Origin of the sequence: Pseudoxanthomonas sp. UTMC 1351 (genome assembly GCF_040948865.1) — a bacterium.
Classification (GTDB): Bacteria; Pseudomonadota; Gammaproteobacteria; order Xanthomonadales; family Xanthomonadaceae; genus Pseudoxanthomonas_A.
In genome coordinates, this window is record NZ_JAVGJT010000044.1 from 1 (window position 1) to 12,797 (window position 12,797).

12 protein-coding genes are annotated in these 12,797 nt (G+C 69.7%); 9 read left to right on the top strand and 3 right to left on the bottom strand.

Annotation, left to right across the window (positions count from 1 at the left end):
• The 3 genes from AB6O04_RS19785 to AB6O04_RS19795 all read right to left on the bottom strand — a co-directional run.
• A partial coding sequence (locus AB6O04_RS19785; protein ID WP_368566128.1) for a hypothetical protein occupies positions 1–696 on the bottom strand: 696 nt, incomplete at its 3' end.
• Between the two features lie 49 nt (positions 697–745).
• Positions 746–1,489, bottom strand: a complete 744-nt coding sequence (locus AB6O04_RS19790; protein ID WP_368566129.1) for a glycosyltransferase — start codon at positions 1,487–1,489, stop codon at positions 746–748.
• Between the two features lie 3 nt (positions 1,490–1,492).
• The gene (locus AB6O04_RS19795) at positions 1,493–2,332 is read right to left on the bottom strand and encodes a GntR family transcriptional regulator (RefSeq protein ID WP_368566130.1); all 840 of its coding nucleotides are present in this window, start codon (positions 2,330–2,332) and stop codon (positions 1,493–1,495) included.
• Positions 2,333–2,428: 96 nt separating this feature from the next.
• On the opposite strand from AB6O04_RS19795, the gene AB6O04_RS19800 reads away from it, so the two are divergent.
• The 9 genes from AB6O04_RS19800 to AB6O04_RS19840 all read left to right on the top strand — a co-directional run bounded on the left by AB6O04_RS19800 (position 2,429) and on the right by AB6O04_RS19840 (position 12,584).
• On the top strand, positions 2,429–2,680 hold the full coding sequence (locus tag AB6O04_RS19800; protein WP_368566131.1) for a hypothetical protein: 252 nt from the start codon (positions 2,429–2,431) through the stop codon (positions 2,678–2,680).
• Positions 2,680–2,895, top strand: a complete 216-nt coding sequence (locus tag AB6O04_RS19805; RefSeq protein WP_368566132.1) for a hypothetical protein — start codon at positions 2,680–2,682, stop codon at positions 2,893–2,895. The genes AB6O04_RS19800 and AB6O04_RS19805 overlap by 1 nt, the downstream gene beginning before the upstream one ends.
• Positions 2,895–3,374, top strand: coding sequence for a hypothetical protein (locus AB6O04_RS19810; protein ID WP_368566133.1), 480 nt, complete (start codon positions 2,895–2,897; stop codon positions 3,372–3,374). Before AB6O04_RS19805 ends, AB6O04_RS19810 begins: the two co-directional genes overlap by 1 nt.
• Positions 3,375–3,379: 5 nt before the next feature.
• Positions 3,380–4,234, top strand: coding sequence for an FtsK/SpoIIIE domain-containing protein (locus AB6O04_RS19815; RefSeq protein ID WP_368566134.1), 855 nt, complete (start codon positions 3,380–3,382; stop codon positions 4,232–4,234).
• Positions 4,231–4,596 carry a hypothetical protein gene (locus AB6O04_RS19820; protein ID WP_368566135.1) on the top strand — a complete coding sequence of 122 codons (366 nt, stop codon included), beginning with the start codon at positions 4,231–4,233 and terminating at the stop codon, positions 4,594–4,596. The genes AB6O04_RS19815 and AB6O04_RS19820 overlap by 4 nt, the downstream gene beginning before the upstream one ends.
• Positions 4,597–4,599: 3 nt before the next feature.
• The gene (locus AB6O04_RS19825) at positions 4,600–6,750 is read left to right on the top strand and encodes a hypothetical protein (RefSeq protein ID WP_368566136.1); all 2,151 of its coding nucleotides are present in this window, start codon (positions 4,600–4,602) and stop codon (positions 6,748–6,750) included.
• A gap of 72 nt (positions 6,751–6,822) precedes the next feature.
• On the top strand, positions 6,823–7,146 hold the full coding sequence (locus tag AB6O04_RS19830) for a hypothetical protein (protein WP_368566137.1): 324 nt from the start codon (positions 6,823–6,825) through the stop codon (positions 7,144–7,146).
• A 627-nt stretch (positions 7,147–7,773) separates the two neighbouring features.
• The gene (locus tag AB6O04_RS19835) at positions 7,774–11,910 is read left to right on the top strand and encodes a hypothetical protein (RefSeq protein ID WP_368566138.1); all 4,137 of its coding nucleotides are present in this window, start codon (positions 7,774–7,776) and stop codon (positions 11,908–11,910) included.
• Positions 11,907–12,584: a hypothetical protein gene (locus tag AB6O04_RS19840; protein ID WP_368566140.1), complete on the top strand. Its 678-nt coding sequence runs from the start codon at positions 11,907–11,909 to the stop codon at positions 12,582–12,584. The genes AB6O04_RS19835 and AB6O04_RS19840 overlap by 4 nt, the downstream gene beginning before the upstream one ends.
• The last annotated feature ends 213 nt before the right edge of the window (positions 12,585–12,797 follow it).

The window sequence follows — 12,797 nt, forward strand, 5'->3', positions numbered from 1 at the left end:
GTGGGCGGCCGGGTGGTTGAGGAGCGACAGAACCTCACGCGCGAGCGCGCGCTGTTCGGTCTCGGCGACCCGGGCGTAGGACCGGCGGCCGGGCATGTCGAAGACGGTGCGGCCGGCCTCGTTCGCCTCGTCGTAGACGATGAAGTCGCGGATGATCGTGTCGGCTACGGCGATCGGTGCGGGCTTGCCGTGCAGCTCGCGGCCGCGCAGCTCGTCGCGTCGAGCTTCGGCGAGGTGGACGCTGTTGGTGTGCACGATCCCGAGCACGAGTAGGTAGGGGATGCCTGCCGGCACTACCTCGTGATCGATCGCGCGGACGATCGGCTGTACCTCGATGAACCGCGGCCGGCAGGGGAGCACGACGAGATCGGCGACGGGCCGCCCGTCGGTGCCGGCGAGCATCGCGAGGAACGCGCCGGCCTTGGCGCCGGGCAGGTCGACGATCACGACGTCATAGCGCGAGCCCTTGCGCAGCTCGCCCAGCTTGTCGATCTGCCCGACGGCGTCGGCGACGTCGAAGGGGAAGTGAGCGTCATCGCCGCGGGCGACAACATCAACGATGGTGTGCGCGTCGTCGGCGTCGACCACGAGCACCTTGAGGCCGACATCGGCGAAAACCCGCGCCGAGTGAATGGCGTCGGTGCTCTTGCCGGTGCCGCCTTTGGGGCCGCTGGCGTACGCGATGATCAAAGCCATGCTGGCCAGTCTATGGCCTTTGCAGTCAAACGTCTATAAGGGTTTAGATCTAAACCCCTGGGCGTAGGAGATGTTGGAGTGCGAGGACGCGCTCGTGGATGACGTGCATCCGGGCGTCGCGCTCACTGTCGCTGGCGTGGGAGAGATGGGCGGTGATCTGCCCTTCCCACTTGCGGTAGAGCAAACCTGTTTCCGGGATGAACCAACCGGGCCAGATGGCATTAGCGGCGAGTAGTAGGCCAGTGTCTTCGGAGGCCGGCAGGGCCATCCATCCGCCCAGCGCCAGGAGTAGCTCGTAGCGGATGCAGAGGGTGGCGGGGTGAACCTGGGCGCGCCAATCGTGGGCGAGCCAATGGCTGTGAACTGATCCCAGCTCCAGGCGCCCGGCCGGCGGGTCGGCGTCGAAACCGACTGTCTCGCCGGTGGGCAGTAGGTCGAGCACGCGGCTTGTGGTCCACCCAATGCCCGGGTTTGTGGTCAGTACGTCGATGTCGCGGGCGAGCGCGCCCGGCGCCAGCTGGTCGTCGGCGTCGAGCACCTTCACGAGTGATCCGGTCACTCGGGAGAGCGCGAGGGTGCGCGCGACGCCAGGTCCGCCTCGTCGGCCGGCGGCAAAACGGATGCGCTCGTCGACGGGCACGTTGTCCAGCTCGTAGTCGTCGCCGTCCTGTTGGATAACCCACTCCCAGCTCCACCCTGCCGGCAGAACCTGCGCGGTGAGCGAGTTGTGGGCGGCCTCGAGGTACTGGGCGGCTGGAGCGTGCACGGGAGTGATGAGCGAGATGACAGGCATGGTTCACCCTTCCTTCGGCGCGGCCTGGCGGTCGATGTCGGCGAAGGTCGGGATCTGCGTTGTGTATTCGAGTGACGATCGGTCGGCGGGGTAGATGGCGCGGCCGGAGACGGCCACGTTGTCGTCGGTGTCGTACGCGACGAAGGAGACGATGAGCAAGGGTGACCCGGGCTCGGTGTCCCATCGCTGGGCCTCGACAGTGGTGGCCGGCCGGGCGGTGATGGTGTCGTCCCGGCGGACGATCTCGACGTCGACGGTCCAGAGCTGGTGCAGGGTCCCGCCGGCCCATGGCTCGGTCTCCTCGTCGAGCAACGCGGGATTCTTGCGTGCCAAGTCGAGGGGCAGCCACGACTCCGACCACAGGAGAAGGACTCCCGTGGTGCGGTCGAGGGTGCGGTACTCACGGTGGAGGACCGGGGTTCCGGGGTCGAACCCGGGCGTAGCTTCGTCGGCTGTGGTCTGAGTGAAACGGGGGTCCAGCTCGCTGTCGTCCTCGTGGATCGAGCGACCGGTGAGGGATTCGAGTGAGCCAATCTGCAGGCGCTCCTCCTCGGTGCCGCGGGTGAGTTTCTTGCCCTCGACCCAAAGGAGATTCGAGGCGGCCACCTCGACCACGCGCCGGCGGACAGTGGGCCGCCGGCCCTGTGACGTGCTGATGAGAGCTTGCGCCTTGAGTGACCGCACCGCGGCGCGGACGACGGCCTCAGAGACGCCGTAACGCCGCTCGAGCTCTGCCATGGATGGGATCGGGTCGCCGGGTGCGAGCTCGCCGTTCTCGATGGCGATTCGCAGATCGTCTGCGATCTCGATGTAGCGCGGGACGCGTGCGTGTGTGCGGGTCATGGCAGAGATCGTACAACTTCGGATACGAAGTTCGTGCTATCGTCGTCTCAACTTCGGATACAAAGATCCGAGGATCCAAACTTTCGGGAGGCAGAGATGAACACGCAGCACACGCACACTGAGGCAGTCGAGACGGCCGAGCTGATCTCGGCCCTGGCGGACCAGCTGGCCGCCGTCGCCGATTCGCTGATCAAGGACGGCGGGGCCACCCCGGCCGGCCTCGAGGTCTTCCGCGATCGGCTCGGTGAGATCCACGTTGAGGCCGACCAGCTCGGCCAGGACATCCGCGAGCTGGAGGCCGCTGCCCAGCAGACCACCTACGGCCGGTTCCTCGGTGTCGCGGCGTGATGACGGTTCTTGACCCGCAGATGGTCAGGGTCGCCGGCGGCGACTTCTGGCACATCGACATGGGCCGGGCTGGTCTCGGCTCCTACGCGCGTACGGCCTGTGGCCGGCGCCTGAGCCGCTGGCACCTGATGGCGCCGCAGCGGCTGTCAGTAGTGAAGCGCGACGAGGTGTGCCGTGGGTGCATCCGGTCGCTGACCCGCAAGGGAGGCAAGTGATGTTCGAGCTGATCGATTGGATGACCCAGCCCGTGGGCCTGTGGGGCCACGTCGCGCAGGGCATGTGTGTGGCCGCGGCCGCCGGGATGGCCGCCGGAACTGTGCGGCTCGCGGTAGCCGCGCACGGCGTCGACCGGGCGCACGTGAAGGCCGCCGCGCCCGAGGTGGCGACTATCCCTGTCGCCGAGACCAAGGCCGGCGAGGTCGTCGAGGCCAAGATCCTGCCCTTCCTTCCGCGGGATGGGTTCGCGCCGGCGGAGCCGGTGGTGACCGAGGACCGGTTCCCGGCTCTGGCCCAGATGCTCGAGCTCGAGGCCGCCCGCCGCGCTGCGGCGCTGGAGGGTCACGCGACCCGCACCGAGGTTTGGCCGCCGGCGCGCCGCGCCAACGGTCTGCTGCCGATCGCCCTGGGCGTCGTCGCCTTCAACAACGAGATCACCAGCGAGATCACCTGCGAGATCACCAGCGAGACGGAGTGAATGAGATGAAGATCTGGAACCGCAACCACCGCAACGCGTCGACCAGCTCGACCCGGCCGGCGCCGGTGGAGCTCGAGCACGTCCACGAGGCGATCGCAGCCGCGCGCGCTTCCACGGCCGTCCTCGGCCTGGGCAATCGTGGCGAGGTTGAGTCGATCGACCTGGACGCCTCGCACGTCCTGGTCGCCGGCGGCGCTGGCTCGGGCAAGTCGGTGCTGATCCGCTCGATGATCGGCCAGCACCTCGCCCACGGCGCCGAGGTCGTCGTCCTGGACCCGGGCAAGCGGACGTACCGCTGGGCCGAGGTTCACCCCGACGTGACCGCGGCCGTCGGCGCGGACGACATCCACCACCAGCTCGTGCGCGTCGCGCAGCTCCTGGAGGAGCGCGAGGAGCTGCCCTCCGGTGCCCTGCGAGCGGTGCGCCGCCTGGTCCTGGTCGTCGAGGAGCGCAACACCATCGTCGAGATCCTGCGGAAGTTCTGGGCTGAGGCTCGGATGCCGTGGAGCTCCAAGGAGTCGCCGGCGGTCAAGGCACTGTTCAAGCTCGAGGCCGCCGACCCGAAGATGCGAATCCACCTGGTCACCAGCTCGTACCGCGCCCCGGTGCTCAACGCGAACCGCCCCGCGTACGCCACGCGGATCGTGAGCGAGCGTCTTTCCGAGTCCGCGTGGCACGCGATCGCCCCGGGTGTGTCCCGTCCGCTGAGGGGGCGGACGGGGCGCCCGGGCCGGTTCACGGTGGTGACTCCTGGCGGCGCTGTGGCGCTGCGCGCGCTGTCCCTGACCCATGAGGAGGCGCTGCACCTGCCGGCCGCTCTGATCGCCGCTGAGCGGCGTACGTGGGGCGGTGCGGCATGAGCACCGTTCGCAGCCACACCCGCACCGTCAACGGTCAGCGGATCCGTGTCACCGAGCACAGCCGGATCGGCGAGGCGATGAAGAAGGCCCGCGGCAAGGGCAAGGCCAAGGCCGGCCGCGGGAAGAAGACCAAGAAGGGCCAGAGCCTGGCCGGCCGCGCCTGGGAGAACGCGAAAAAGGCGTTCAAGGCCGGCAAGAAGAAGGCCAAGTGGGCGGCGTTCGGTTTCGGCGTCCTTGCCCTGGTCGAGATCACCGCGTTCCTGAGCTTCAACATCGTCGGGTTCGCGCTGGTCTCGATCGCGGTCATTGCAGGAGCTATCGCGACGGTCCTTGTGTCCGTCGCCAACGCGGGAGGTAAGTGACCCATGAAGACGAACACGACCAAGCGGGAGCGCAGCTCGTTCCTGGGTTGGCTGATCTCGGTACCGCTGAGGTACGTGTTCGGCCTGCCCCTGACCGGTCAGCGGCTCACCAACGCCACGTTCACCCACGACGGCACCGGCTGGCTCTCAGAGTCCGACCGGCGCTCGTTCTCGGCCTACTTCACCGGCGGCGAGCCGCTGCGCTGGGACCTGCTGGCCGGCTGGAAGCGCGGCGCGATTCGCGTCCTGGTGCCCGCCGCGCTGATCGGCGTGTGGTGGGCCTGGACCACCCACCCCGTCATCACGGGCACGTCCGCGGTGCTGACCGCCGGCGTCGGCCTGGGCGCCCTGGTGGCGTCCTGGATCATCCGGTGGCAGCGTCGCGAGCACATGGCCCGCTACGTGCGGCCGCTGGCGCTGGTCCTCGGTCCGATGCTGGGTTTCGACCCGGAGAAGCCGAACGCCTGGTTGACGATCCCGCGCCACTTCAAGCGCGAGGGCGCCGTGATCAAGGTTGCGCTGCCCGATGACTTCGTCGACGACGTCCAGGCCGACGAGGAGGGCGACGCCAAGGGTCGCACCGAGATCGACACCGCGGTTTACACCAAGCTCGCGCTGCCGGCCTCGGAGATGCGCTCGCGCTACGAGCTGGTGGGTTCCTCGCCGTCGGTGGAGTACCGCTGGCGCCCGCAGGTTCCGCAGAACGTCTCCCTCGAGGACCTGGCCGCCGCGATCGAGGAGGTAGCCGGCCCGGAGTTCGTGCTGGGCCTGGGCCGCGGCCGAAAGGTCGTCCTGGTCGACCTGGACGCCGAGTCCCCGCACATCGCGCTCTCGGTGGGCACCGGTGGCGGTAAGTCGGTGCTGATTGGTCTGCTGGCGATTCAGGTCCTGGCCCGCGGCGGCCGTGTGGTGATTTTGGACCCCAAGCGCGGTTCGCACCGCTGGGCCAACGGTCACCCCAACGTCCTCTACTGCCGGTCAATGGAGGAGATGCACGAGGGTCTGATGCTCGTCGACGGCGAGATGGACCACCGCCAGCGCGCCACCGACGACGACGAGCACGCCATCGACGACTACCCCCGCATTCTGATCATCGTCGAGGAGCGAAACGCGCTGATGGAGCGTATGGCGCCCTGGTGGGACCTGCACCGCGAGCGCGTGAAGGCCGAGACCGCCGAGGAGCTGCCCAAGAAGTGCCCGAGCCTGGCCACGCTGCGAGAGGTGGCCTACATGGGCCGCGAGCCTCGCCTGCACGTCTTGAGCGCGGCGCAGCGAGCCGACGCCACCACGATGGGCGGCGCCAACGCTCGAGAGAACTACGTCGGCCGAATCATGGGTAAGGGCACCACGCCGCAGACGTGGAACTTCCTCGCGCCTGGTGTGACCCCGCGCGAGACCAACCGCGCCGGCCGGTTCTTCATGGCGATGGGATCGTCGGTCACCGAGTTTCAGGGGCCGAAGCTCTCGCGCTCTGACATGCGCGAGCTGGCCTGGTCGGTATTCGCCGACAAGGAGGCCGCCAACCAGGCCGCCGAGGCCGCCGCGGCTGCTGCCCGCGAGGCCGGCGCCGACGAGGAGGCGATCGAAGCCGCGGCCAAGAAGGCTCGCGCCGAGTCGATGAAGGAGACCATCCCCGCCGGCGAGGCCGCCGCCAAGGCGCGCCCGCGGGCGCTGTTCTTCCGCCCGGAGGGTCAGGCGATCGGCGAGGTTGTGACCCCCGTCGAGGCCGCTGAAACGGCCGGCCAGGAGCTCGCCGAGCCCATTGCCCTTCCTTCCGCGGGGCCTGTCGTGTCGCATGTCGCAGAGGGTGTCACTTTGGCCTCTGACCTGGGGAAACAGGGTGAGACCGTCGCAGTGTCGCAGGGTGCGTCACAGGCGGTTTCACTTCAAACCGCTTCGGAGTCAAAGGCCGAAACCGGTTCGAAGTCAAAGGGTGATCTGACCCTGATCGAGTCGCCGATCTCGCTGCGCGAGGCCGCCGACAAGCGGATCGTGTCGTGCTCGCTGGCGGTGCTCCGCCGGGCCAGCGCGGGCCGCGACCCGGAGTTTCCGGCCGCGGTCACGAAGAAGGGCGCGGCGAACCTGTACGCGCCGGCGGACCTGCGCCGCTGGGAGCGGAACCGGCCCAAGGCTGCCCGGGAGGAAAGCGCATGAATGTAACTCCGACCGCGGCTCGACGGCGTGTCTCCGCGCTGGTTGTGAGCGCGGAGCCCTACGTTTTCGGCTATGACTACGCACAAAACTCCGGGTGCGACCTGGTCGCTGACCGACGTAGCGAAGGCCGCCGGCCGCTCGAAGGCGAGCGTGCGTCTGCTGGCATCCAAGCTGCTGCCGGCGGAGCTCCTGGCGGAGCGTGCCGGTCGCGGCGCGGCGGTGCAGTTGCCGGAGTCGGTGGCGCTCGCTCTGGTCGACGCGATGCGCATTGGTGTGCTCGACCCGCAGTTGGTCGAGGAAATGAAGAAGGACCCGGCCGCGGCCGTCGCAGCGGCGGAGGGCATGGCAGCTCTGGCGCGCCTGCTGGTGGCGCCGGCAACGGGGAAGGCCGCGTAGATGGCCTGACAAAGAGTGACCCCCGGCGCCGTTGGCCGCGGCTCCGGGGGTTCAAGACGGCGGGTTGCGCGAACTTTGCGGTGGCGCTTCCCGGTCACTCCTACGGATTTGAGGGTAGCAGTGTCACACGCTGACATTGAAGACGTTGTGGCAGACGGCTCGTCGTACGCCACTGTCATTGACGCACTGATCGAGGCCGGCGCGATGGTCGGTCAGCCGGGCCGATCGCAGACCTATTGCCTGTGCCCGGCGCACGATGACCACGACCCGAGCCTGTCAGTGACCTGGCGCTCTGACGGCCCCAAGGGCGGCCGAACGATGCTGTCATGTCAGCTCTCGTCGCCGTGCGAGACGGCTGACATCGTGGCGGCGCTCGGGCTGAGAATGTCAGACCTCTTTGACACCCCGCCGCGCGGCCGGGGTGACAGGTCGAAGCGGACGTCACGTCCGGTGTCAGGTGTCAGGCCGGCTGTCAGGTCCGGTGTCAGTGGCAGTGTCAGCCGGGGTGTCACCCGGACTGTCACTGACACTGCCAATGACACCGACACCGCGCGGCGGGGTGACATGACATCGCCGGTGTCAGGCGCTGCTGTCAGTGGTGCCGGTGGCGGAGCTCGCCTCGAGCTGGTGGCGACCTACCCCTACACCGACGCCGAGGGAACGATCCTCTACGACATCCGCCGGTGGCGCGGCGGCGTCGCGAAGTACAGCGCGCGCTCCTTCGACAAGAACGGCCGCCCGCGGAAGGGAATGCCCGCGCCGGCGCGCCGGGTGCTCTACCGCCTGCCGGAGGTGCTGGCCGCTGAGACGGTCTACGTCGACGAGGGGGAGAAGGACGCCGATTCGGTCGCTCAGGCGCTCTCAGGGGCCGCTGTGGGCTCCGCGGCGGCTACGTCGGCACCGTTCGGCGCCGCCAACACCAACGGCCGCGCAAAGGCCGTCTGGCTGCCCCAGTTCATCGAGACGCTGCGCGACAAGCACGTCAAAATCATCGTCGACCGCGACCGCGCCGGCTACGCCCACGGTCTGCACGTCTATGACGCTCAGGTTGGGGTGTCGGCCTCGGTGGAGCTCCTGGAGCCGGCCGAGGGCAATGACGCGACCGACCACCTGACCGCCGGCCGCACCCTGGCCGAGTTCGTGTCAGTGACACGCGCCGAGCTCGAGGAGCGCCTGGCGGAGCTCGAGGCGACTGACACCGCCGGCGAGGCTGTCACTGACACCGCCGGCGAGGCTGTCACTGACACCGTCGGAACGGCTGACACTGACACCGCCGCCGCGGCTGACACTGACACTGCCACCGGCGGCAATGTCACCCCGGCCCTGTTCGGTGTCAGGTCCGCTGTCACTGACACCGCCGCCGAGGGTGACACCCCGGGCACCGTGATCGACTTCCCCCGTCGCTCGCCGAAGGCCGCTGACGACGCGCGCGGCGTGCCTGTCTTCGAGGTCCGCGGCCGTCGGCTCTACGAGGTCCGGTGGAAGCGGGATGAGGCCGGCGAGTGGGCCGAGGATCTGTGGCAGGTGCTGGGCTGCGACGTCGAGATGGTCGCGCAGGTCCTGGGCGGCCTGATCGGTGAGGAGAAGGCCGACAAGGCCGCGCAGGCTCGCCTCGAGCGGGTCGAGCTGGTGGCGCGTCACCCCTCGACGGATGAGGAGCTGTTCCTGACGGTCACGGCGAAGGAGTGGAGGTCTGGCGACTGGCTCGAGGCGCTGTGGCCCGATGTGGAGTACGCCGCGACCCGTGAGGGTCGAGCCAAGGTGACGCAGGCCGTCAAGGCGACGTCGCTGCGGTGCGAGCGCCTGGCCGAGCACGAGGCCACCGGCTGGCGAGATCTCCCGGGCATCGGCCGGGCGTTCATCCACGCCGGCGGCGCGATCACCGCCAAGGGCCTGGTACCGGTCCCGACGTCCTTCATCGGCCCGATGGCTCACTACCACCTGCCTGCGCCCCCGACCACGCCGGCCGAGCTCAAGGCCGCCGCGGAGCACTCGGTGGGCCTGGTGACCGATCCGGAGCTCGCGCCGCGCGTCGGCCTGGTCCTGGCCGGCGCCGCCTACCGTGCTGTGCTGGGCGTACGGAGCCAGTTCGTGCCCGCGTTCGTCGGTAACCCGATGTCGGGAAAGTCGGCGCTCGCGATCGTGGCGGCGCAGCACTTCGGCGGTAGCCGGCTGCACCGCGAGATGACCCACACCATCCAGATGGACCCGACCCACGGATCGAGCGAGAAGTTCGGCATCCAGTACCTGAACCGGTCGGCTGACATCGTGGTGATCTACGACGATTTCGCCCCGGACAACGGCCCGGCGCAAGCGGCCAAGCGGATGGGAACCTTCATCCGAGCTGCGTTCAACCGCTCTGGGCGTAACAAGCTCTCGCGCGAGTCCAAGATGCTCGAGGGTCCCGAGCCCCGCGGGATTCCGCTGGTGACGGCCGAGCTGCTGCCGTCGGTGTGGTCGGCGCGCTCGAGGATGCTCAACGTCCCCTCGCAGTGGGCCGAGATCAACCTGCCGGCCGTCCAGCGGCTCCAGGCGCCGGCCGCCGCGGATGCTCGATCGGCATTCCTGGCCGCGCTGATTCAGTGGGTCGCCGGCCGCGATGAGGCCGAGCTGGCCGAGGAGGTGCGCTCGGTGAAGGCGGCGGCAGAGCGCGCGCTCAAGCGGGAAGGGTTCATGACCCGCACCGCCGATCACGTCTCCAACGTCTATGTCGGTTGGACGTTCGCGGTTCGCGTCCTGGTCGACGGCGGCGTCTGGACCGAGGCCGAGGCCGAGACCTTCCTGGCCTCGCAGGTGTGGCCGGCGTGTGTCGATGCCGCGCAGGCCGACACCGACGCCGACGACGAGCGCGACATGGGCAAGCTGTTCCTGCGCCTGATCGGCGAGGCGATGACCGCACAAGAGGCTCACATCGCCACCGATGACGGCGAGGTTCCCGCCGGCCTGACCCCGACCGCGTGCGGCTGGCGCCCCGGCATGGGTGAGGACGTGTTCCTCCCCTCCGGTGTCCGCGTCGGCTACGTACGCACGCACCCGCGAACCGGCGAGACGCGGCTGCTGCTGCTGCCCAAGGTCGCGGCGCCGCTGGCGGAGAAGTTCGCGACGCAGGCCGGCCTCGAGCTGGGCCTCACGGTCGCCGGCATCTCTGAGGTGCTGGACAACGCCGGCGTCGGCCTCGCGACCGGCACCGAGTCGGGCAAGATCCAGCGCCAGGCCCGCCGGCGCATCGCTGGTCGCCTCGAGCGCGTGTGGGATCTGCCGCTGTCGGCCGTGTGGGGCGAGGGTGAGGAGACGCCCGACGACACGGACGAAGGTCCCGGGTCTGGCCCGGCTGGACCTGGCAGCGCTGGACCTGGCGAGGGTCCGACCGATGACGGTTCCTCGCCGGCCGCGCCTGGTGGAGTGGTGGCCAAGCTCGACGAGCTCGCGCCGTGCGCTGGGTGTGGTGAGCTGGCGTCGGCCTCGCTGGATGGCGTGCCGTTGCACCTGGGCGCGTGTGAGCCGCCGGCCGCTGCCCTTCCTTCCGCGGGCGAGCCTGCACAGGAGGAGCTGACTTACGAGGCGGAGACGCCGGCGCCGGCCGAGGAGTCGACCCCCGCACCCGCTGCCCCGGCACCGCGGCCGGCCCCGGCGCGTACGCCGGCGGGATCGTCGCGCCGTCGTGCCCGTGGTGAGGCGCTGGAGATCGAGGCCGAGGAGATCGCCGAGGCCGTGAAGTGGTCCCGCGCGCTGGGCGCTGACGACCTGGCCGAGCTGACCGAGGAGCAGGCCGCCGACGTCGTGCGCCGCTTCCACGAGGTGACCGGCTGTCGCTACCACGGTCCGCACGGCACGATCTCGGCGCTGCTGTCGGGTCACACCAAGTGGCCGGGAGCGAAGGCGCCCAAGGTCAGCGACCTGGGCCTGTTCGAGGAGCTGCGCCGCACTGACGCTTTCTGGAAGGCGCGTAGCTGGATCGTCACCCCGGGCGACCCTGCCGCCGACTCGAGGATCCAGGCCGCCGACGTCAACGCGCAGTACGTCGCGTCGTCGAGCTCGGTGGAGCTGGGCGAGGGCGACCCGCTGCACTACGAGCCGGGCGACGAGCTGCCGGCAAACGTGTTCAAGCTGCCCGGCTGGGTGCGCCTGGGCGCCGACGTCGACGGCGCGCCGCACGGCCTGGAGCTGCCGGCCGATATGTGGATCCCGACGCCGCTGGCGGTCTACCTCGAGCGCGACAAGGGCGTGCAGCTCGACGTCGTCGAGGCGCTGGTTTGGCCTGAGCACCGCCGGGCGCTGTCGAACCTGGCCGGCCACTTCCGCGACTGGTCCAAGGAGTTGAAGGCCGACGAGACGCCGGCGGGCGTCTGGGCGCTGCGGATGGTCAAAACCTTGTACACCAAGGCGCTGGGCGGCTATCTCGCGTCCACACAGGGTCTGACGCCGCCGGAGTGGCACCGTCCCGACTGGGCGGCGCTGCTGCGAGCGCAGGCCGAGGCGAACATGCTGCGCGCGCTCGATCGCCTGCCGGCGGGGGCTGTGGTCCGTGCCAAGTACGCCGACGCCGCCTTTATCGAGCTGAGCGCCGGCGTCGACCTGGCCGAGTGGCACCGCGTGACCGCCAAGGGCGAGCGCGAGCCGTACCTCGATGACGTCCAGCCGGGCCGCTGGAAGCTCGTAGGCGCCGCTCTGCCGGCCGATCCTTCCTTCCGCGGGCTCCGGTCAACCGCGGAGAGCTGGCGAGCCGCATACGAGGCCGGACAGGCTGAGGAGGTGTCGGCATGAGGACGAAGTCGAACCAGCCCCGTAAGGGCAAGCCCGGATCCGGTGGGAGCGGAAGCGGCGGCGCCGGCGGCCGCGGAGCCGGCAAGGGCGCGTCCCCGCTGGCAGTGCTGCGCAGCCTCTCGGCGGGAATGGGCCTGGCTGACATGGCGAAGTGGGCCGCCGACCAGGCCGCCGAAGCCGCGGCCGCGGCAGCTCAGGCCGCCGGCGCGACGGCAACACAGATCAGCAACGCGGCCAAGCACGCCCGGGCCGAGTCGATCCGAGCCACCGCAACCAAGGCCGGCGTGAAGCCGCAGACGGTCCGCCGGTGGGCGCGCGGAGCTCAAAGCCCCAGCGCCAGCAAGGAGAAGGGCGCCCGCCAGAAGGTGCAGCGCTCCTTGGGTGGAGCTCGCGGTCTCCAGGCCGCCCGGATGAGCCGAGTCGCCGGCATGAACGCCGGCAACGTCACGGTGCTGATCAAGTCCGGCCCGAACGCCGGCACCACCGAGCGGCGCAACATCGGGAGCGTAGGCATCCCCAGCTCGACGTCCCGGGAGATCGCCGAGCTGCTCGAGGATGGCGACGTCGTCACCGCCGAGGAGCTGCTGAGCGATGCAGTGTTGGACGGGTACGGCCCGGGGCTGTCGGGCATCATGCGGATCGTCTCCTTCGATGACCCGACGTCGTGGCTCTGAATCGGTTTGCGGCGGAGCCGTCAAAGCGGTTTAGCGTCACGAGCAGATCGCAGTTCTGCCGGGAAAGGTCTAAAGCGGTTTGCCGCTTTGAGCCTTTTCCGGTTTGCCGCTTTAGCGGCAAACCGTCCCGCCTGACCTGCGGAAACATGCGGCGTGAGCCGGGCACGCGGGAGCCCCGGCGGAGCCGGTGGCCTGTTGGCGCGGAGCGCCCAG